The 19,919-nt window shown below is 66.9% G+C and carries 15 protein-coding genes; 2 read left to right on the top strand and 13 right to left on the bottom strand.

Annotated features, from left to right (window positions below):
* Positions 1–20: 20 nt before the first annotated feature.
* The 12 genes from PXD02_RS05655 to coaBC form a co-directional block, all read right to left on the bottom strand.
* Positions 21–320, bottom strand: coding sequence for a M48 metallopeptidase family protein (locus tag PXD02_RS05655; RefSeq protein ID WP_473092071.1), 300 nt, complete (start codon positions 318–320; stop codon positions 21–23).
* A gap of 75 nt (positions 321–395) precedes the next feature.
* Positions 396–1,181: an NHL repeat-containing protein gene (locus PXD02_RS05650; RefSeq protein ID WP_275105934.1), complete on the bottom strand. Its 786-nt coding sequence runs from the start codon at positions 1,179–1,181 to the stop codon at positions 396–398.
* Between the two features lie 117 nt (positions 1,182–1,298).
* Complete coding sequence (gene uvrB, locus PXD02_RS05645; protein ID WP_275105933.1) at positions 1,299–3,485, bottom strand: excinuclease ABC subunit UvrB; 2,187 nt, start codon at positions 3,483–3,485, stop codon at positions 1,299–1,301.
* Between the two features lie 150 nt (positions 3,486–3,635).
* Positions 3,636–4,850 (bottom strand): NAD(P)/FAD-dependent oxidoreductase, encoded by a 1,215-nt coding sequence (locus PXD02_RS05640; RefSeq protein ID WP_275105932.1) that lies wholly within the window; start codon positions 4,848–4,850, stop codon positions 3,636–3,638.
* 100 nt (positions 4,851–4,950) lie between these two features.
* Complete coding sequence (locus PXD02_RS05635) at positions 4,951–6,162, bottom strand: cysteine desulfurase (protein WP_275105931.1); 1,212 nt, start codon at positions 6,160–6,162, stop codon at positions 4,951–4,953.
* Positions 6,159–6,752, bottom strand: coding sequence for a Yip1 family protein (locus PXD02_RS05630; protein ID WP_275105930.1), 594 nt, complete (start codon positions 6,750–6,752; stop codon positions 6,159–6,161). The genes PXD02_RS05635 and PXD02_RS05630 overlap by 4 nt, the downstream gene beginning before the upstream one ends.
* Positions 6,749–7,237, bottom strand: a complete 489-nt coding sequence (locus tag PXD02_RS05625) for a hypothetical protein (RefSeq protein WP_275105929.1) — start codon at positions 7,235–7,237, stop codon at positions 6,749–6,751. The genes PXD02_RS05630 and PXD02_RS05625 overlap by 4 nt, the downstream gene beginning before the upstream one ends.
* Positions 7,234–8,574 carry a SufB/SufD family protein gene (locus PXD02_RS05620; RefSeq protein ID WP_275105928.1) on the bottom strand — a complete coding sequence of 447 codons (1,341 nt, stop codon included), beginning with the start codon at positions 8,572–8,574 and terminating at the stop codon, positions 7,234–7,236. Before PXD02_RS05620 ends, PXD02_RS05625 begins: the two co-directional genes overlap by 4 nt.
* A complete protein-coding gene (gene sufC, locus PXD02_RS05615) occupies positions 8,574–9,329 on the bottom strand; it encodes a Fe-S cluster assembly ATPase SufC (RefSeq protein WP_275105927.1) in 756 nt (251 codons plus the stop codon). Before sufC ends, PXD02_RS05620 begins: the two co-directional genes overlap by 1 nt.
* Before the next feature lie 67 nt (positions 9,330–9,396).
* Positions 9,397–10,917 carry a Fe-S cluster assembly protein SufB gene (sufB, locus tag PXD02_RS05610; protein WP_275105926.1) on the bottom strand — a complete coding sequence of 507 codons (1,521 nt, stop codon included), beginning with the start codon at positions 10,915–10,917 and terminating at the stop codon, positions 9,397–9,399.
* Positions 10,918–10,947: 30 nt separating this feature from the next.
* Positions 10,948–11,988, bottom strand: a complete 1,041-nt coding sequence (locus tag PXD02_RS05605; protein WP_275105925.1) for a cysteine desulfurase family protein — start codon at positions 11,986–11,988, stop codon at positions 10,948–10,950.
* A complete protein-coding gene (gene coaBC, locus PXD02_RS05600) occupies positions 11,985–13,220 on the bottom strand; it encodes a bifunctional phosphopantothenoylcysteine decarboxylase/phosphopantothenate--cysteine ligase CoaBC (RefSeq protein ID WP_275105924.1) in 1,236 nt (411 codons plus the stop codon). The genes PXD02_RS05605 and coaBC overlap by 4 nt, the downstream gene beginning before the upstream one ends.
* Before the next feature lie 127 nt (positions 13,221–13,347).
* Here coaBC and PXD02_RS05595 point away from each other — a divergent pair, with 127 nt between their 5' ends.
* Both PXD02_RS05595 and PXD02_RS05590 read left to right on the top strand, forming a co-directional pair.
* The gene (locus tag PXD02_RS05595) at positions 13,348–14,862 is read left to right on the top strand and encodes a YifB family Mg chelatase-like AAA ATPase (RefSeq protein WP_275105923.1); all 1,515 of its coding nucleotides are present in this window, start codon (positions 13,348–13,350) and stop codon (positions 14,860–14,862) included.
* 128 nt (positions 14,863–14,990) lie between these two features.
* On the top strand, positions 14,991–16,388 hold the full coding sequence (locus tag PXD02_RS05590; protein WP_275105922.1) for a hypothetical protein: 1,398 nt from the start codon (positions 14,991–14,993) through the stop codon (positions 16,386–16,388).
* Positions 16,389–16,404: 16 nt separating this feature from the next.
* Here the strand turns inward: PXD02_RS05590 and pyc are convergent, their stop codons facing one another.
* Positions 16,405–19,848 (bottom strand): pyruvate carboxylase, encoded by a 3,444-nt coding sequence (pyc, locus tag PXD02_RS05585; RefSeq protein WP_275105921.1) that lies wholly within the window; start codon positions 19,846–19,848, stop codon positions 16,405–16,407.
* Between the last annotated feature and the right edge of the window lie 71 nt (positions 19,849–19,919).

The following is a 19,919-nucleotide window of genomic DNA, read 5'->3' as shown; positions in this document are numbered from 1 at the left end:
GGGCCCGTATTCTCCAGACCTCATGACTGCGCAGATTTGGTGAATTTCCTATAAGTGCTTGTCGGAACAAAGAAAAATCCCGGCCCTGAAATTACTTGGATTGGGGTCGCGTTTGCGTCTGCCGCGACCGGGTTCGGAAGTTCTCGGGCCATGGCCCGTTCCAACCTCTGCTTCCGCCGCTCCCAATCGGGCATCACCTTGTCAAGTAGCTCAAAGAATGCGGCGCCGTGATGTGGCTCGGCCACATGGCAGAGCTCGTGGGTGATCACGTAGTCGATGGCGTCGACCGGCGCCTGCACAAGGCGGCGGTTCAGCAGCAGGCGTCGGTGCGGCCTTGGCCTGAAAAAGCACGGGCCGCAGCGGATGCCGCGGCCCGTGGTTCATGTCGCGGACAGTCAGGACAAGGCCCTGCCGCGCCGCCCGGCCCTTCCCAGCAGCACAAGCCCCCCCGCCAGCAGCACCCCTGCGGGCGGGACCGGGACGGGCGCAGGCTCGGCGCCGGATTCCGTATAGAAGCTCTGCCCATAGGCCGCCCCCAGGCCGTGACCGGCGAAAGACAGCCGGTTTGTCGCAAGCCCGGTCGTCACGTCCACCTCATAGATCGAGGTGCCAGCCACGCCGTACAGCTTGCCATCGGGCGCCGTCGCCAGCCCGAAGACGTTGCCGACGCCGAAAGGACCGATGGCCGCCGTGCCGCCCGGATTTGCCAGGTCGATCTTGACCAGCTGGTTCGCGCTGGAAGCGAGATAGAAATCGCTTCCCACAAAGGCCAGATCGCCGCCCGAAAAGAATCCGATGGAGCCAAGCGAGCTTCCCGCCCCGGTCGTCGTATTCAGCGTGTAAAGATTGGTCGTCGTATTCCCCGCCCCATACAGCGTGCCGTCAACACCGAAGACAAGGGCGTTTCCACCGTTGATCCCATGGGTTCCGATCAGGGTGCTGGCCCCGGTGCCGGGATTGATGCGGTAGAGAGCCGTGAAGCTCATCCCATAAAGATTGCCTGTCGGATCGAAGGCAATGTCGGTCATCACCACGCCCATGTCGCCGATGACGGACACCGCGCCGGTCGTCGTATCAACCGTGCCCAGCATACCGTTCGAATCGTGAACATGCATCGTGGCGGACAGCGCAGGAGTCGCCGCCATCACAAAGAAGGCGGTCGTCATTCGCTTGATGTACATCGTGCGGTACCCCCCAGTATCGTTAACCAAACCAAAGCAAACCGACCAGTCTGCCCGGACACCGTAACACGGACCATGATTCGCACGAAGTCGTGAATGGAGGCAGCGGTCCGGGCCCTATCGCCGCCGCTTGGACCGCTTGTTGCCGCCGCGCTGTCCCGCCCGGCCCGCCGTGGACCGGCCCGAGGCCTTGACGGCATCCTCGGCCGCCTCCTCGATCACGGACTGGCGCGCCAGCGGATCGTCGGCGACGGCCAGTTCCACGGCTTCCAGGCGCTTTACCTCGTCGCGGATCCGGGCGGCTTCCTCGAATTCCAGGTTCTCGGCGGCCTTGCGCATCTGCGCGCGCAGGGCGTCGAGATGGGCGGCCAGGTTGGCCCCGACCATCGGCTTGTCGATCTTCGCCGTCACGCGCGACTGGTCGGTGTCGCCCTGCCACAGGCCCGCCAGAACATCCTCGACATTCTTGCGCACGGTCTGGGGCGTGATGCCATGCGCCTCGTTATAGGCCATCTGCTTGGCGCGGCGGCGTTCGGTTTCGGCCATCGCGCGTTCCATGCTGCCGGTGATGCGGTCGGCATACATGATGACGCGGCCATCGGCGTTGCGCGCCGCCCGGCCGATGGTCTGGATCAGCGAGGTTTCGGACCGCAGGAAACCCTCCTTGTCCGCGTCCAGGATCGCCACCAGCCCGCATTCGGGAATATCCAGCCCCTCGCGCAGCAGGTTGATGCCGACCAGCACGTCGAAGGTGCCCAGCCGCAGGTCGCGCAGGATCTCGATGCGTTCGATCGTGTCAATGTCGCTGTGCATATAGCGGATGCGGATGCCCTGTTCGTGGAAATATTCGGTCAGATCCTCGGCCATGCGCTTGGTGAGCGTCGTGACCAGGGTCCGCAGCCCGGCGGCGCTGACGCGGCGGATCTCGTCCAGCAGGTCGTCCACCTGCATCTCGACCGGGCGGATCTCGATCTCGGGGTCCAGAAGGCCGGTCGGGCGGATGACCTGTTCGGTGAAGACGCCGCCGGTCTGGTCCAACTCCCATTGCGCGGGCGTGGCCGACACGAAGACCGATTGCGGCCGCATCGCGTCCCATTCCTCGAATTTCAGGGGTCGGTTGTCCATGCAGCTTGGCAGGCGGAAGCCATGTTCGGCCAGCGTGAACTTGCGCCGGAAGTCGCCGCGATACATGCCGCCGATCTGCGGCACGCTGATATGGGATTCGTCGGCGAAGACGATGGCGTTGTCGGGGATGAATTCGAACAGCGTGGGGGGCGGCTCGCCCGGCGCGCGACCGGTCAGATAGCGGGAATAGTTCTCGATGCCGTTGCAGACGCCGGTGGCCTCCAGCATCTCAAGATCGAAATTGGTGCGCTGTTCCAGCCGCTGGGCTTCCAGCAGCTTGCCCTCATCGACCAGTTGCTTCAGCCGCCCCTGAAGTTCCGCCTTGATGCCTTTGATCGCCTGCTGAAGCGTCGGGCGGGGCGTGACATAGTGGCTGTTGGCATAGATGCGGATCTGGCGGAAATTGTCGGTCTTCTGGCCGGTCAGAGGATCGAATTCGGTGATCGCCTCAAGCTCGTTCCCGAAGAAGTCGAAGCGCCAGGCGCGGTCTTCCAGGTGGGCGGGCCAGACCTCGACCAGGTCGCCGCGCACCCGGAAACCGCCGCGCTGAAAGGCTGCGTCCAGTCGGCGATATTGCTGGGCCACAAGCTGGGACAGGAATTCCCGCTGGTCATAGCTGTCGCCCACGACCATGTCCTGGGTCATCGCCGAATAGGTCTCGACCGAGCCGATGCCATAGATGCAGCTGACCGAGGCGACGATGATCACGTCGTCGCGTTCCAGCAGCGCGCGCGTGGCCGAGTGGCGCATCCGGTCGATGGCCTCGTTGATCTGGCTTTCCTTCTCGATATAGGTGTCGGATCGCGGCACATAGGCCTCGGGCTGGTAATAGTCGTAGTAGCTGACGAAATATTCGACCGCGTTGTCGGGGAAGAAGCCCTTGAACTCGCCGTAAAGCTGGGCGGCCAGCGTCTTGTTCGGGGCCAGGATGATCGCGGGGCGCTGCGTCGCCTCGATCACCTTGGCCATGGTGAAGGTCTTGCCGGTGCCGGTCGCGCCCAGCAGCACCTGGTCGCGTTCGCCCGCCTGCACGCCATCGGTCAGTTCGACGATGGCGGTCGGCTGGTCGCCCGCGGGCTCAAACTCGGTCCTGAGGACGAAGCGCCGCCCGCCTTCCAGCTTGGGGCGGGTGACCTCGGCAAAGCGCGTGGTCGGGGCGTTGGTGTTGTTGTGACCCATCGGGCGTCCTTTTCGGCAGACTTCCAAAGTGTGTCGCCGCACGCGAATGTCAACCGGCAGTGCTGACCGATTGCGGCAGCAAGGGGGCGCTCGCGCCCCCTCTTGGCCTGCGGCCAATTCACCCCCGAGGATATTTGCGTGAAGAAGAAACTACCGCTTGAAGCGGGCGGGCTGCAATTCGGCCCAGCCCTGCTTACCGTCCAATTCATCAGCCAGGATTTCCGCGGTGACCGGACCCAGCGTGAAGCCCTGATGGCCGTGGCCGAAATGCGCCCAGAGGTTCGGCTGGTCGGGCACCCGGCCGATCACCGGCAGCATGTCGGGGATGCAGGGGCGGCGGCCGGTCCAGGGTTCGGCCTCGACCGGGGAACCGATGTCGAACAGCTCGCGCGCGGCCTTTTCGCCATGCTTCAGCTGCGGCGGCGTCAGGCGGGGATGGCTGGTCAGTTCGGCCGCCGTGGCGATCCGCAATCCGCGCCGCATCGGCGACATCACCACCGAGTTGCCGAAATCCGCGATCGGATGGTTGGGCGGCGTCTGCATGTGGTAATGGCGGTGATAGCCGCGCTTGAAGACCATCGGCACCGTCAGGCCGAAGCGTTGCAGCAGCATCGGCGACCAGGGGCCGAGCGCCACGACGGCATGTTCGCCGCTATGCTCGTCCACCTTCCAGCCGTTGCCCGCGCGATGCAGATCGCCCGCGTCGGCGTTGACGATCCGCCCGCCCCGGCGTTCGAACAGCGCCGCATAGGCCGCGACCAGCCCGCCGGGATCGGAACAGGTCCAGGCGTCCGCCCAATGGGTCGCGCCCTCGACCTCGATCTTGATCGCCGGTTCCAGGGCGCGCAGGGCGCGGCCGTCCATCAGCCGCGCCTCGACCCCGAATTCGTCCAGGAACCGCTTGGCGGTGACACGGGCCTTTTCCATCCGCGCGGGGGTCCGATGGACCTCGATATAGCCGTCGCGGCGGATGATGTTGTCGGCGCCCGCCGCGTCGATCAGCGGCGCATGGCGGTCGGTCGATTGCCGGATCATCTTGCCCCAAACCAGCGTCGCGCGGCGGTGACCCGAAGGCAGCGAGTTGATCGCATAGGTCCAGACGGCGTTCAGTTGCGACAGCAGGCCGCCGACGTTCCATTTCACGTCATAGCCCCGGCCGAGCGCGATCTGGATCAGCGCGCCGGGGGCCAGCGGCATGGCATAGGGTTCGACCGCCTCGGTCTGGATCAGGCCGGCATTGCCATAGCTGGTTTCCCGCCCCGGCACGCCGCGTTCGACGATGGTCACCTGATGACCGCGCGCCTGCAAAGCCAACCCGGTCGTGACGCCGACCATGCCTGCACCCAGAACCAGAATCTCTGCCATGTCCTTCCCCTGACCAAGTTTCAGTCAGGGATGCAGAGTCACTCGGATCGGGCAAGGATTATCGCACGATCTTCGGCAGCCATTCAAAACTTTGCAAGATTCAGGCGAAAAGCTCTCGGCAAAAGCTCAATCCTTCGACCAGAGCGTCCACTTCCTGCCTGGTGTTATACATCGCGAAGGAGGCCCGCGCGCTGGCGGTGATTCCGAAGAACTCCATCAGCGGCATGGCGCAGTGACTGCCCGCGCGCACGGCGATGCCGCGCTTGTCGAGGATGGTGGACAGGTCATGGGCATGGGCGCCCTGCATGGTCATCGAAAAGATCGCACCCTTGTCCGGCGCATCGCCCTGGACGGCCAGCCAGTTGAGGCTGCGCAGCCGGTCGCGGGCATAGTCGCGCAGGGTCCGTTCATGGGCGGCGATGTTCTCCATCCCCAGATCCATCAGGTATTCCAAAGCCGCGCCCAGGCCGATCTGGTTGACGATGCCGGGGGTTCCCGCCTCGAAGCGCAGGGGCGGATCGGCATAGTCGATGGCGTCCCGCGTCACCGTGCGGATCATGTCGCCGCCGCCCATGAAGGGACGCATCTCGGCCTGCCGCTCGCGCCGGATCCACATCGCGCCGGATCCCGAGGGGCCATAGAGCTTGTGGCCGGTGATGCAGTAGAAATCCACGCCAAGGGCCGCCAGATCGACCGGCATGTGGACCGCCGCCTGCGACCCGTCCGCCAGCACCGGCACATGGGTCGCCCGCGCAATCGCCCCGACGTCAACGATGGTGCCGGTGACGTTGGACATATGCGTGACGGCGATCAGCCTGGTCTTCGGTCCCACGGCGGCCAGAACCTTTTCCGGCGGCAGCGACCCGTCGGGTTCGGGTTCGACCCATTTCAGCACCACGCCCTGGCGTTCGCGCAGGAAATGCCAGGGGACGATATTGGCATGGTGTTCCAGCACCGTCAGCACGATCTCGTCCCCCGGCTGGAACCGGGGCGCGGCCCAGCCATAGCTGACCAGGTTGATCCCCTCGGTCGAGCCGCTGGTGAAGATCACCTCGTCTTCATGCGGGGCGTTCAGGAAGCGGGCGATGATGGCGCGGACGCGTTCGTAATTGTCGGTCGCGAGGTTCGACAGGAAATGCAGGCCGCGATGGACATTGGCATATTCGCCCTCATAGGCGCGGGTGATCGCCTCGATCACCTGGCGGGGCTTCTGGGCGCTGGCGCCGCTGTCCAGATAAACCAGCAGGCGGTTGTTCACCTGCCGCGACAGGATCGGGAAATCGGCGCGGACACGATCGACATCAAAGCTCATTGCGCTATCTCCGGCAGGATACCCAGGGCGGCCGCGATCAGCGACAGGACGAAACCCGCCACGAAGGCGGTGCCGATCAGGCCCAAAGCGACCTTGGCGCTGTTGCGGAACCCATGCAGCGCCTTGGTGAACTGCACCGTCAGCCACAGGAACAGCGCGATGGCGGCCAGGCCCAGCAGGCCCGCCACGCCGGGCAGGACCAGGGACAGGACCAGTTGGACGACCTGGATCAGCAGCAGCAGAACCTCGATCCAGACGGTCAGCAGCAGCGCGTCCTCGAACCGGCCGTGGCCGCCGAACAGGCGGCCGACGCCCGACATCAGCCCGGCCGCCAGCACGATGGCGACAAGCTGCATGGCGGCCAGCGCCATCGGCTGACGGCTGAGCATCACGACCTGGGTTCCGTCCGGGTCAGGGCCGTTGACCAGCATCGCCGCAAGCGAGGTCAGCAGCGCGGAAACCGAGACTGCCACGATCAGCGCCATCCAGCGCGCCGAGACCGGCCAGCCCTGCGCCATCAGCGCATGGGCCGCTGCCTGCGGATCCCGGAACGACAAACCGACCAGGGCCTTGACGTCGTCGAAACTCATGCTTCCCTCGCCAGCGCCGAAAGGCCGGCGCCCCAGATCATCAGAAAACCAAGGCCGCAGACGGCGCGGACCAGGGTCAGGCCCGGTCCCTGCCCCACCAGTCCCGCGACCAGCCCGGCCAGCAGCATCGCGGGCGCGACCGCCAGCAGCGCCCAGAACAGCGCCAGGCGCGAATCCTCGGGCGTCAGCCGCCACGGGGTCAGCCGCGACAGGGCCGCGACCAGCCCCGCCAGGGCATAGCCCAGGATCGGCATCATGAACATCACCGCCAGCAGCGCGCCGCCCATCCGCGCCTGGAACGGGACCGAGGGGTCGATCTGCGCCAGCCGCGCGTTGGCGGGCGCCTGCGCGATCAGGAAGATCAGCATCGCCGCCATCAGGACCGCCAGCTTGACCCGTTCCGGCATGTCGGAAAGGCCCCGCACCACCCGGCGCGGGGCCACCCAGCTTTGCAGCACGCGGGGGACGATGCCCCCCCTGCTCATTGCGTGGCGTGAAGGGTCAGCCATGCTTCCAGCCGGTCGTTGATCTCGGCCCGCAGATCCTCGTCCTCGATCTCCTCAAGCGCGTCGGCCAGGAAGGACAGCACCAGGAACACGATGGCCCGCCCGTAGGGCACCCCGCGAGAGCGCAGATAGAATAGCGCCTCCTCGTCGATGGCGCCGGTCGTGGAACCGTGCGAGCATTTCACGTCATCCGCGTAGATTTCCAGTTCCGGCTTGGCCAGGAACTGGCTGCGTTCGTCCAGCAGCAGCGCCTGGCTGATCTGGTAGCCGTCGGTCTTCTGGGCGCCCGGCTTGACCAGGATCTTGCCCTGGAACACGCCCTCGGCCCCGTTCTTCAGCACCTTCTTGAAGACCTGGCGGCTTTCGCAGCGTTCGGCCCCGTGGGTGATGAAGACGGTGTCGTCGTGATGGAACGACCCGACATTGCCGTCGCCCAGCACGGCCGCGGCGATATGGGCCACCGCGTCGTCGCCCGCGATGTCGATCACCGCCTCGTGCCGCATCAGCGTGCCGTTGACCGACAGGCCGAAGCTTTTGAACAGCGCGCCTTCGGCCACGCGGGCGAACAGATGCGACAGGCCCAGCTTCTGATGCCCGGCGCGCTTGGCGGTGATGTGGTGCAGCCGGGCGCCGGGGCGCAGATCGGCCTCGATCACGCCGTTGGAGCGCGCGCCCACCATGCCGGTTTCCAGGAAGGTCAGTTCGGCGCCCTCCTCGACCCGGATGACGTGGTGCCAGGCGACATCGGCATCCTCGGACGCGCGGCGGTGGATCACATGAACCGGGCGCGCGGGCGAGGATGTGACGCGGATCAGCACCCCGTCCGCTGCCGCGGCCGTGTTCAGCGCGGCGAAGGGGCGGCGCACCGGGGTCTGGCCCGCCGTTTCCAGCCTGCCATACAGATCGGCCGCCCAGTGGTCCGGCCGGGTGTCGGCATGGGCCAGTGTCTCGATCTGAATCCCTTCCAGCGCCAGGTCGTCCGAGGCGGCGGCGTCGAAGCGCCCGTCCACGAAAACCAGCTTCAACCGGTCGCGGTCACCGAACAGCGGCGAATCCGCCTCTTTGTCCAGCAGCGGGATGGGTTGCGGAACCGGCGCGTTGAAGGCGCGCGGATCGGTATAGCGCCAGTATTCGTCGCGCGGACCGGGCAAGCCCATCTCGCGCAACCGCGCCAGCGCGTCCCGGCGCGCCGCCGCCGTGAACCCGCCCTGCGGCAGGGTCAGCACCGCCATCCGCGCGTCAAGCGCGTTGGCGGGCCTCGGCGATCCCTCGACGGTCGGGGTCTGGTCCTTGGTCCTGACTGCCGCGTCCGCCATCAGCGGGCCTCCGCCAGCAGGTCGCCATAACCTTCTTCCTCGACCTGCAAGGCCAGTGCGGGACCGCCCGATTTGACGATCCGGCCATCGGCCATGATATGGACCACGTCCGGCTGGATGTGGTTCAGCAGCCGCTGATAATGGGTGATGACCAGGAAGCTGCGGTCGGGCGAGCGCAGCGCGTTCACCCCGTCCGAGACCAGCCGCATCGCATCCACGTCAAGACCCGAATCGGTCTCGTCCATGATGCACATGCGCGGCTCCAGCATGGCCATTTGCAGGATCTCGTTGCGCTTCTTTTCCCCGCCCGAGAAGCCGACATTGACCGGGCGCTTCAGCATGTCCGGGCTGATCTGCAATTCGGCGGCCTTGGCGCGCACGATCTTCAGGAACTCGCCCGAGGACAGTTCCTCCTGCCCGCGCGCCTTGCGTTGCGCGTTCACGGCGGTGCGCAGGAAGGTCATGTTGCCAACGCCGGGGATCTCGACCGGATACTGGAAGGCGAGGAACAGCCCGGCGGCGGCGCGTTCCTCGGGCTCCATGTCCAGCAGGCTTTCGCCGTCCAGCGTGGCGGTGCCTTCGGTCACCTCATAGCCGTCGCGGCCCGACAGGACATAGGACAGCGTGGATTTGCCCGACCCGTTCGGTCCCATGATCGCATGAACCTGACCGGCGGGAATCTCCAGCGACAGACCCTTCAGGATCTGCTTGTCCTCCGCCTCAAGTTTCACATGCAGGTTGTCGATTTTCAGCATCTTTTCCTCATCAGATGGTGGTGGCGGTGCCAGCGGTCCGGCACCATCATCAAATCCCTTCGCGGCCTCAGCCGACCGAGCCTTCCAGCGAAATGGCGACCAGCGACTGCGCCTCCATGGCGAATTCCATCGGCAGGGCCTGCAAGACCTCGCGGCAGAAGCCGTTCACCACCAGGGCCACCGCCTCTTCCTCGTCCATGCCGCGCGACCGGCAATAGAACAACTGGTCGTCATCGACCTTGCTGGTCGTCGCCTCGTGTTCGACGCGGCTGCTGGTGTTCTTCACCTCGATATAGGGCACGGTATGGGCGCCGCATTTGTCGCCGATCAGCAGGCTGTCGCATTGGGTATAGTTGCGGCTGTTGGTCGCGCGCGGGTGCATCGACACCAGACCGCGATAGGTGTTCTGCGCCTGCCCCGCCGAAATCCCCTTGGAAACGATCCGCGACCGGGTGTTCCTGCCAAGATGGATCATCTTGGTCCCGGTATCGGCCTGCTGGAAGTTGTTGGCGATGGCGATGGAATAGAACTCGCCCTGCGATTCGTCGCCGCGCAGGATGCAGGAGGGGTATTTCCAGGTGATCGCGCTGCCGGTTTCCACCTGCGTCCACATCACCTTGGCGCGGGCCTCGCGGCAATCGGCGCGCTTGGTGACGAAGTTGTAGATGCCGCCCCGGCCTTCCTCATCGCCCGGATACCAGTTCTGGACGGTCGAATACTTGACCTCGGCGTCTTGCAGGATGACGATCTCGACCACCGCCGCGTGAAGCTGGTTCGTGTCGCGTTTGGGCGCCGTGCAGCCTTCGAGATAGCTGACGTAAGATCCTTGATCCGCAATGATAAGCGTGCGTTCGAACTGGCCGGTGTTTTCCGCGTTGATGCGGAAATAGGTGGACAGTTCCATCGGGCAGCGCACGCCCTTGGGGACATAGACGAAGGATCCGTCGGAAAACACCGCGCTGTTCAGCGTCGCGAAATAGTTGTCCGACTGCGGCACGACGCTGCCCAGGTATTTCTTCACCAGGTCGGGATGTTCGCGGATCGCCTCGCTGATGGAACAGAAGATCACGCCGGCCCTGGCAAGCTCCTCCTTGAAGGTCGTGCCCACCGACACGCTGTCGAAAACCGCATCAACGGCCACGCGGCGGCCCTCGACGGGGGCTTCGTCGGCGCCCTCGACCCCGGCCAGGATCATCTGCTCTTTCAGCGGAATACCCAGCTTTTCATAGGTCGCCAGCAGCTTGGGATCCACCTCGTCCAGCGACTTGGGCTTCACCTCCATGCTTTTCGGGCGGGCATAGTAATACTGGTCCTGATAGTCGATGACCGGATAGTTCAGCATCGCCCATTTCGGTTCCGTCATGGTCAGCCAGCGGCGATAGGCTTCCAGCCGCCAGTCCAGCATCCATTCCGGCTCGCCGTTCTTCTGCGAGATCAGGCGGACGATATCCTCGGACAGCCCCTTGGGGGCATAGTCCATCTCGATCTCGGTGTCCCAGCCGTATTTATAGCTGCCCATGTTCTGCACGGTCTCGACCGTTTCGCGGTCGACGCCCTCGCGCACCTCAAGATCGGTGATCTCGTTCATCCTTTGTCCTTCCATGGGCCGGGCGGTCGCCTAGCCAGTCCTGTCGCGCCAGCGTGAATACGCGCTTTCCCACACTTGCGCAAATCGGTTCACCTGATCGTCGCCCACAGCCGGGCTTATGGATATCCGAATTGCCGATTGCGCGGCCCTGTCGTCGAAACCCATGGCCTGCAAAACGCCGCTGGCCCGAACCTTGCCCGAGGAACAGGCCGACCCGGCTGATATCGCAAAGCCCGCCAGATCCATCTGCATGACCTGGGTCTCCCCCTTCCAGCCCGATGTAAGAAGGCAGGTCGTGTTCGGCAAGCGTTTCGCGCCCTTTCCGGCAATCATTGCGCCCGGCGCGGCAGCCAGCAGCCGCTCCTCCAGCGCATCGCGGCGTTCGGCGACCTGATCCCACAGCCCGGCGTCAAGATCCCGTTGCGCGGCGGCGGCGGCGGCGGCGAATCCCAGGATGCCGATCAGGTTCTCGGTCCCGCCGCGGCGGCCCTGTTCCTGCCCCCCGCCCCGGATCAGCGCCGGAATGTCGGTGCCGCGCTTCACGATCAGCGCGCCGATGCCCTTGGGACCGCCCAGCTTGTGGGCGCTGACAAAGCCCGCCGTGACGCCCAGCCAGTTGAAGGCAAAGGGGATTTTTCCGAACGCCTGGGTCAGGTCGCTGGAGGCCAGCCCCTGCGGCAAGTCCTGGATCACGCCGGTTTCGTTGTTCGCCAGTTGCAAGGACGCGCGCGCCGGATCGGGCACCGAGACGATCCCGTCCCCGTCCACCGCCAGATCCTGTTCGCACCAGACCTTGACGGCGCTGTGTTCGACCGGCGCGCAATGAACGCCACGGTCCGCCAGCACCATTGCCGCAGCCTCGGTCGTGCCGGATGTGAAGATCACGTCCGCGCCTTCCGCGCCCAGGGCCGCCGCCACCTGTTCGCGCGCGCGCTCCATCGCCATCTTGGCCTCGCGCCCCTCGGTATGGACCGAGGACGGGTTTCCGACGATCTCCATCGCCTCGCGCATCGCGGCCTTCACCTCGGGGCGCAGCGGGGTGGTGGCGTTCCAGTCCAGATAGGTTCTCATCCGATCACTCCGGCGATCTTCTGGGCCAGCTTGCGGGCCACGGCGTCCTTGGCCATGCGCGGCCATTCCTCGGGTCCGTCCTCGGTGATGACGGTCACGGCGTTTTCGGACCCGCCCATGATGCCGGTGCCCTCGCTGACATCATTGGCCACGATCCAGTCGCAGCCCTTGCGCAGCCGCTTGTCGGTGGCATGGGCGACGACATCGTTGGTTTCGGCGGCAAAGCCCACCACCAGCCGGGGACGGCGCGCGCCGGGCTGGCTGACCCAGGCCAGGATATCGGGATTCTCGGTCATCTCCAGCGACAGAGGCTTGCCCGATCCGTCCTTCTTCATCTTCCTGGCCGATGAATTCCTGATCCGCCAGTCGGCCACCGCCGCCGCCATCACCGCCGCATCGGCGGGCAGCGCGGCCTCCACCGCGTCGCGCATCTGCCCGGCGGTCTGGACGCGGATCACCGTCACCCCCTCGGGCGGGGCCACCTCGGCCGGGCCGGTGACAAAGCTGACCCGCGCGCCCATGTCGCGCAGCGCGGCGGCAATCGCCGTCCCCTGCGCGCCCGAGGAGCGGTTGGCGATGTATCGCACCGGGTCGATCGGCTCATGCGTCGGGCCTGACGTGACGATCACATGCCGCCCCGACAGCGCGCCCGACCGCACCTGCGATTCCGGCAACAGCTTCAGCGGCGCGACGGGTGACAGTTCCTCGCGGATCGCGGCGACGATGGCCTCGGGCTCGGACATGCGGCCGGTGCCGAATTCGCCACAGGCCATGTCGCCGTCCTCGGGGCCGACGAACAGGATGCCGTCGTCGCGCAGGGTCCGCAGGTTGCGCTGCGTCGCCGGGTGGTGCCACATCCGCACGTTCATCGCGGGCGCGACCAGCACCCGCTTGTCGGTCGCCAGCAGCAGGGTCGAGGCCAGGTCGTCGGCCAGCCCATGCGCCATCTTGGCCAGCAGATCGGCGGTCGCGGGGGCCACGACCAACAGATCGGCATTGCGCGACAGCTGGATATGGCCGATCTCGGCCTCGGAGGCGATGTCCCACAGGCCCTCATGCGCGGCTTCCCCGGCCAGGACGGATACGGTCATCGCCGTGGTGAACTGCGCGCCGGCCTGGGTCAGGACCGGCGTGACGGCCGCGCCCTCGGCCCGGATCAGGCGGATCAGCTGGGGCACCTTCATCGCCGCGATGCCGCCGCCCACGATCAGCAGGATACGCTTGCCGTTCATCTTGCCCCCTTGGCGATACGCATCAGACACATAGCCCCCCGGCCCCCGCGTCGCAAGCAATCGGACCCCCGTTAACCTTTCCTTAAACCGATCCCGTTAACCATCGGCGGGATTGAAGGGGGTTTCCATGGTCGCCATCGCCTATTCGGTCGCCTTCGAGGGGATCGAGGCGCGGCTGGTCGAGGTTCAGTGTTCCGTCGCGGCGGGCCTGCCCGGTTTCGCCATCGTCGGCCTGCCCGACAAGGCCGTCAGCGAGGCGCGCGAGCGCGTCAAGGCCGCCTTCGGGTCGCTGTCCATCGCCATGCCGAACCGGCGGCTGACGGTGAACCTGTCCCCCGCCGACATGCCCAAGGAAGGCTCGCATTTCGACCTGCCCATCGCGCTGGCGATCCTGGCCGCGCTGGAGATCATCCCGTCCGAGGAACTGTCGCGCTGCGTGGCCTTGGGGGAACTGGCGCTTGACGGGCGGCTGGTCGGCGTCGCGGGCGCCCTGCCCGCCGCCATGGCCGCGGCCGAGGATGAACGCGCCCTGATCTGCCCCCGCGCCTGCGGCCCGGAAGCCGCCTGGGTCGATGCGGTGCCGGTGCTGGCCCCCGCCACGCTGCGCGAGGTGATCGACCACCTGACCGACCGCGCCCCCATCGCCCGCGCCACGCCCGGCATGATCGACCGCGCCATCACAGGCGGTTGCCTGTCCGAGGTGAAGGGCCAGGAACGCGCGAAGCGCGCATTGGAAATCGCCGCCGCCGGGCGGCACCACCTGCTGATGGTCGGCCCGCCCGGCGCGGGCAAGTCGATGCTGGCCGCCCGCCTGCCCGGCCTGATGCCGCCCCTTGGCGCGGCCGAGGCGCTGGAGACCTCCATGATCCATTCGCTGGCGGGCACGCTGGATGACGGCGGCATATCCCGTCGCGCGCCCTTCCGCGAACCGCACCACACCGCGTCGATGGCCGCCATCGTCGGGGGCGGGCGGGGTGCGAAACCGGGCGAGATCAGCCTGGCCCATAACGGCGTGCTGTTCATGGACGAATTCCCGGAATTTCCCCGGCAGGTGCTGGAAACCCTGCGCCAGCCCATCGAGACGGGCGAGGTCGTGGTGGCCCGCGCCAATGCCCATATCCGCTATCCCTGCCGATTCCTGCTGATCGCCGCCGCCAACCCCTGCCGCTGCGGCTATCTCGCCGATGCAAGCCGCGCCTGTTCGCGCGCGCCGACCTGCGGGTCGGACTATATCGGCAAGATCTCGGGTCCGCTGATGGACCGATTCGACCTGCGGCTGGAGGTTCCGGCGGTCGGCTTCATGGACCTGGAACTGCCCTCGGGCGGCGATACCTCGGTCCAGATCGCGGCGCGGGTGGCGGCGGCGCGCGACGTGCAGGCGGCGCGCTTCCGCGACCATCCGCAGGTGCGCGTGAATGCCGAGGCCTCGGGCAGTCTGCTGGACCAGATCGCCGCGCCGGATGACGAAGGCCGGGCGCTGATCCTGAAGGCATCCGAACGCCTGGGCCTGACCGCGCGAGGCTATCACCGCATCCTGCGCACCGCGCGCACCATCGCCGACCTGGCCGGTTCCGCCGCCGTTCGCCCCCCTCATCTGGCCGAGGCGATCGGCTATCGCCTGCCCTTCGTGGCGGGCGGCTGACCGGGGGCGCCTGTGGATGGCTGACTGTGGGTGGCTGACTGGGGGGCGGCTGACTGGGGGCGGCTGACGAATTGCGTATCGTGCAAGGCGGATCTATGGCAGGGCGACCCTGACGACGGATCCCTGCCATGCCCCACAAAAGCGCCCGGATCGGCGGCATCCTGATCGCCCTCGCGCTTTTGGCGACCATCCCGCATCAATACGGGGCGGGCCGGTGGTCCGAGGTCGTCGCGGCGGCGCTGCTGGTCGCGGCGCTGGCGCTGTTTTCCGCCTCTGCAAGCCTGTCGCGGCTGGCCTTCGTGGCGGTTGGGATCGGGCTGATCGCCTGGGCGGCCGCGACTCGCCAGGGGTGGCAGGAGGCGATCCTGACCGCCCTGACGCGCGGCGGCTTCATCATCGCGCTGTTCACGGCGTTGTCGGCGCTGCGCAGCGCGGCCATCGGATCACAGGCGATTCTGGAATGCGGGCGGTTTCTGGCGCGCCAGCCGCCCGGCCGCCGCTATCTGGCGCTGACGGTCGGCGGGCATCTGTTCGGGCTGATCCTGCTCTATGGCTCGATCTCTCTGCTGGGATCGCTGGCCGCTGAAAGCACCGCGCGGGAAGCGGACGGGGAACTGCGCCGCCACCGGTTGCGCCGGATGTTGGTGGCGATTCAGCGGGGCTTTGCCTCGACGCTGTGCTGGTCGCCGATGGGGCTGTCGATCGCCGTGGCGATGACGGTCGTCCCCGGCGCGTCCTGGCCGAAAGCCGTCGCCTTCTGCCTGGTCAGTTCGGTCCTGATGATCGGCATCGGCTGGCTGCTGGACACGATCCTCAAGCCGCAACTCTCTGCCCCGCCCCCGCCGCGCGCGGTGGAAAGCGATAGCTGGCTGCTGCGCCTGCGCCCCTTGCTGGTGCTGCTGGGCATCGTCGTGGGCAGCACCCTGGCGCTGCATGTCGCGGCCGGCGTGGAGGTGACAGGCGCCGTGATGACGGTCGTGCCGCTGATCGCCATGGCCTGGATCCTGATCCTGCCGCCGCTGCCGGGCGGGCGCATCGCCACCCTCGCCGCCCGCATCGGCCAGTTCGCCATGCGGGAACTGGCGGGCTATAGCGGAGAGATCATCCTGCTGTTCATGGCGGGCTTCATCGGCAGCCTGGGAAGCTGGCTTCTGGTGCCGGTCATGCAGGCGCATGGCCCGGACCTGTCGGCGATCCCGCCGCTGCTGATCCTGGCGGCCCTGGTCTGGGTCATCCCGCTGACCGGCCAGATCGGCATGAACCCGATCCTGGCCGTGTCGCTGCTGGTGCCGCTGCTGCCCTCGCCTGCGGCGCTTGGCATCCATCCCACGGCCATGGTCCTGGCGATCACCGGCGGCTGGGCGATCAGCGGCAATACCTCGCCCTTCACGGCATCCGTGCTGCTGGTCGGCAAGCTGGGCGGGGTCGAGGCGCGCCATGCCGGGATGGTCTGGAACGGGCTCTACGCCCTGGCCACTGGCACGGCGCTGACCCTGTGGGTGCTGGTCGCCGCGACCCTGCTGTAAGGGCTGCGGCGGCGGGTCATTCCACCTCGACCAGCAGATCCTTTGCGTCGATCTGTTCGCCGGGTCTGACGTGGATGGCTTTCACGGTTCCGTCGCGGTCGGCGTGGAGGCCGGTTTCCATCTTCATCGCCTCGATGGTCAGAAGCAGGTCGCCCTGGTGGACCTTGGCCCCCACTGTCGCCGCGACCGAGGCCACCACGCCCGGCATCGGAGCGCCGATATGACCCGCATTCGCCGGATCGGCCTTGGGGCGCGCGGCGGCGGTCGCCGCGGCCTTGCGGTTCGGGACGCGAACCTGGCGGGGCTGGCCGTTCAGCTCGAAGAAGACCTTCACCTCGCCCTTCTCGTCGGTCTCGCCGATGGTCAGGAAGCGCACCTCCAGCGTCTTGCCGGGGTCGATCTCGACGCTGATCTCGTCGCCCAGCTCCATGCCGTAGAAGAAGTTCCGCGTCGGCAGGGTGCGCACCGGGCCATAGATCTGATGCCGCGCCATGTAGTCGGAAAAGACCTTGGGATACATCAGCCAGCCGTTCAGATCCTCGCCGTCAATCTCGACGCCCAGATCCTCGGAGAGCGTCGCGCGGGCGGCCTCCAGATCGACGGGGGGCAGATGCGCGCCGGGGCGGTCGGTGATGGGGGCCTCGCCCTTCAGCACCTTGCGTTGCAGCGCCTCGGGCCAGCCGCCGGGGGGCTGGCCCAGATTGCCCTTCATCATGTCGACGACCGAATCGGGGAAGCTGACCTCGACGCCCGGGTCCAGCACCTGCGCGGGCGTCAGATGCTGGGCGACCATCATCAGCGCCATGTCGCCCACCACCTTCGAGGACGGCGTGACCTTGACGATGTCGCCGAACATCCGGTTCACGTCGGCATAGGCCTGGGCCACCTCGTGCCAGCGATCCTCCAGCCCCATGCTGCGCGCCTGGGCCTTGAGATTGGTGAACTGGCCGCCCGGCATCTCGTGCAGATAGACTTCCGAGGCGGGCGCTTGCAGGCCGCTCTCGAAGGCCGCGTATTGCTCGCGCACCCGTTCCCAGTAGTTGCTGATCTGGCGGATCGCGCCGATATCCAGGCCGGTGTCGCGGTCGGTGCCTTTCAGCGCCGCCACGATCGACCCAAGGCAGGGCTGAGAGGTGCCACCACTGAACGCGTCCATCGCCGCATCGACCGCATCGACGCCCGCCTCGGCGGCGGCCAGGATCGTCGCCCCGGCCAGGCCCGAGGTGTCGTGGGTGTGGAAATGCACCGGCAGCCCGACCTCGTCCTTGAGCGCGCGGATCAGCACGCGCGCGGCGGCGGGCTTCAGCAGGCCCGCCATGTCCTTCAGCCCCAGCACATGCGCGCCCGCGGCCTTCAACTCCTGCGCGGTCCTGACGTAATAGGCCAGGTCGTATTTGGACCGGTCCGGGTCCAGCATGTCGCCGGTATAGCAGACCGTGCCCTCGCAGATCTTGCCGGTCTCGATCACCGCATCCATGGCGACGCGCATGTTTTCAACCCAGTTGAGGCTGTCGAAGACCCGGAACACGTCGACGCCGGTCCCGGCCGCCTGGCGCACGAAGGATTGGACCACGTTGTCGGGATAGTTGGTATAGCCGACGCCGTTCGAGGCCCGCAGCAGCATCTGCGTCATCAGGTTCGGCATATGCGCGCGGATGTCGCGCAGCCGCTGCCAGGGGCATTCCTGCAGGAAGCGATAGGCCACGTCGAAGGTCGCGCCCCCCCAGCATTCGACGCTGAACAGTTGCGGCAGGTTGGCGGCATAGCTGGGCGCCACGCGGATCATGTCGATCGACCGCATCCGGGTCGCCAGCAGCGACTGATGCCCGTCGCGCATGGTGGTGTCGGTGACCAGCAGCCGCGTCTGGGCGGCCATCCAGTCGGCCACGGCCTGCGCGCCCTTCTCCTCCAGCAATTGCCTTGTGCCGGGGGCGGGATCGGCCCCCCTATCCTTTGCGGGCGCGGGCGGCACCGGCGGGCGTCCTTGCGCGGGCGGCGTGGCGCGGCCCGCCGTCTCGGGATGGCCGTTCACGCTGATATCGGCCAGATAGGTCAGGATCTTGGTGGCCCGGTCCTGGCGCCTGTCGAACTGGAACAGCTCGGGCGTGGTGTCGATGAACTTGGTCGTATAGGTGTCATCCAGGAAGGTCGGGTGCTTCAGCAGGTTGATCACGAAGTCGATATTCGTGCTGACCCCCCGCACCCGGAACTCGCGCAAGGCGCGGTCCATGCGCCGGATCGCCCCTTCGGGGGTCTGCGCCCAGGCCGTGACCTTGACCAGCAGCGAATCGTAATAGCGCGTGATCACGCCGCCCGAATAGGCGGTGCCGCCGTCCAGCCGGATGCCGTTGCCGGTGGCGCTGCGATAGGCGGTGATCCGGCCGTAATCGGGGATGAAGTTGTTCAGCGGATCCTCGGTCGTCACCCGGCATTGCAGCGCGTGGCCCGACAGGGTGATCTTGTCCTGGCTGGGCACGCCGGTCGCCTCGGCCAGCGTCGCGCCCTCGGCGATCCTGATCTGGCTTTGCACGATGTCGATGCCGGTGACCTCCTCGGTCACGGTATGTTCCACCTGGACGCGCGGGTTCACCTCGATGAAGTAGAACGCTTCGCTGTCCATATCCATCAGGAACTCGACGGTCCCCGCGTTCTGATAGCCGACCGCCCGGCCGATCCTCAGCGCCAGCTCGCAGACCTCGGCCCGCTGTTCCTCGGTCAGATAGGGCGCGGGGGCGCGTTCCACGACCTTCTGGTTGCGGCGCTGCACGGTGCAGTCGCGTTCATAGAGGTGATAGAGCCCGCCATGCGTGTCGCCCAGAAGCTGCACCTCGACATGGCGGGCGCGCAGGATCATCTTTTCCAGATAGCCCTCGCCATTGCCGAAGGCGGCCTCGGCCTCGCGGCGGCCCTCGCGGACCTTCTCGACCAGTTCCTCGGGGCCGTTGATCGGCCGCATCCCGCGCCCGCCGCCGCCCCAGGACGCCTTCAGCATCAAGGGATAGCCGACCGCCTCGGCATCGGCCTTGATCGCCTCGAAATCCTCGCCCAGCACCTCGGTCGCGGGGATCACCGGCACGCCTGCCGCAATCGCCACCCGCCGGGCCGAGGCCTTGTCGCCAAGCGCCCGCATCGTCTCGGCGCGCGGGCCGATGAAGGCGATCCCGGCGGCGACGCAGGCATCCACGAAATCGGGATTCTCGGACAGCAGCCCATAGCCCGGATGGATCGCATCCGCGCCGCTTTCCCTGGCCACCCGGATGATCTCGGGGATCGACAGATAGGCCGCCACCGGCCCCAGCCCCGCACCGATCCGATACGCCTCGTCCGCCTTGAAGCGGTGCAGCCCCAGCTTGTCCTCCTCGGCATAGACCGCGACCGTCCGCTTGCCCAGCTCATTCGCCGCCCGCAGGACGCGGATCGCAATCTCGCCACGGTTCGCAACAAGGATCTTCTGAAACATCGCGCGGTCCCCTTCGAAGTTGCGCGCGAGACTAGCGATGCCGCAGCGCAGCGCAAGCCGCACGGTGGACC

It is taken from the genome of Paracoccus sp. S3-43 (assembly GCF_029027965.1).
In the GTDB taxonomy this organism is placed as follows: domain Bacteria; phylum Pseudomonadota; class Alphaproteobacteria; order Rhodobacterales; family Rhodobacteraceae; genus Paracoccus.
This window is presented reverse-complemented; position numbering and strand designations above follow the sequence as displayed.

What these genes read in the sequence shown, in the direction of transcription:
- PXD02_RS05650 (WP_275105934.1), bottom strand. Translation starts at nt 1,181, where the DNA reads ATGTACATCAAGCGAATGACGACCGCCTTCTTTGTGATGGCGGCGACT.
- uvrB (WP_275105933.1), bottom strand. Translation starts at nt 3,485, where the DNA reads ATGGGTCACAACAACACCAACGCCCCGACCACGCGCTTTGCCGAGGTC.
- PXD02_RS05640 (WP_275105932.1), bottom strand. Translation starts at nt 4,850, where the DNA reads ATGGCAGAGATTCTGGTTCTGGGTGCAGGCATGGTCGGCGTCACGACC.
- PXD02_RS05635 (WP_275105931.1), bottom strand. Translation starts at nt 6,162, where the DNA reads ATGAGCTTTGATGTCGATCGTGTCCGCGCCGATTTCCCGATCCTGTCG.
- PXD02_RS05630 (WP_275105930.1), bottom strand. Translation starts at nt 6,752, where the DNA reads ATGAGTTTCGACGACGTCAAGGCCCTGGTCGGTTTGTCGTTCCGGGAT.
- PXD02_RS05625 (WP_275105929.1), bottom strand. Translation starts at nt 7,237, where the DNA reads ATGAGCAGGGGGGGCATCGTCCCCCGCGTGCTGCAAAGCTGGGTGGCC.
- PXD02_RS05620 (WP_275105928.1), bottom strand. Translation starts at nt 8,574, where the DNA reads ATGGCGGACGCGGCAGTCAGGACCAAGGACCAGACCCCGACCGTCGAG.
- sufC (WP_275105927.1), bottom strand. Translation starts at nt 9,329, where the DNA reads ATGCTGAAAATCGACAACCTGCATGTGAAACTTGAGGCGGAGGACAAG.
- sufB (WP_275105926.1), bottom strand. Translation starts at nt 10,917, where the DNA reads ATGAACGAGATCACCGATCTTGAGGTGCGCGAGGGCGTCGACCGCGAA.
- PXD02_RS05605 (WP_275105925.1), bottom strand. Translation starts at nt 11,988, where the DNA reads ATGAGAACCTATCTGGACTGGAACGCCACCACCCCGCTGCGCCCCGAG.
- coaBC (WP_275105924.1), bottom strand. Translation starts at nt 13,220, where the DNA reads ATGAACGGCAAGCGTATCCTGCTGATCGTGGGCGGCGGCATCGCGGCG.
- PXD02_RS05595 (WP_275105923.1), top strand. Translation starts at nt 13,348, where the DNA reads ATGGTCGCCATCGCCTATTCGGTCGCCTTCGAGGGGATCGAGGCGCGG.
- PXD02_RS05590 (WP_275105922.1), top strand. Translation starts at nt 14,991, where the DNA reads ATGCCCCACAAAAGCGCCCGGATCGGCGGCATCCTGATCGCCCTCGCG.
- pyc (WP_275105921.1), bottom strand. Translation starts at nt 19,848, where the DNA reads ATGTTTCAGAAGATCCTTGTTGCGAACCGTGGCGAGATTGCGATCCGC.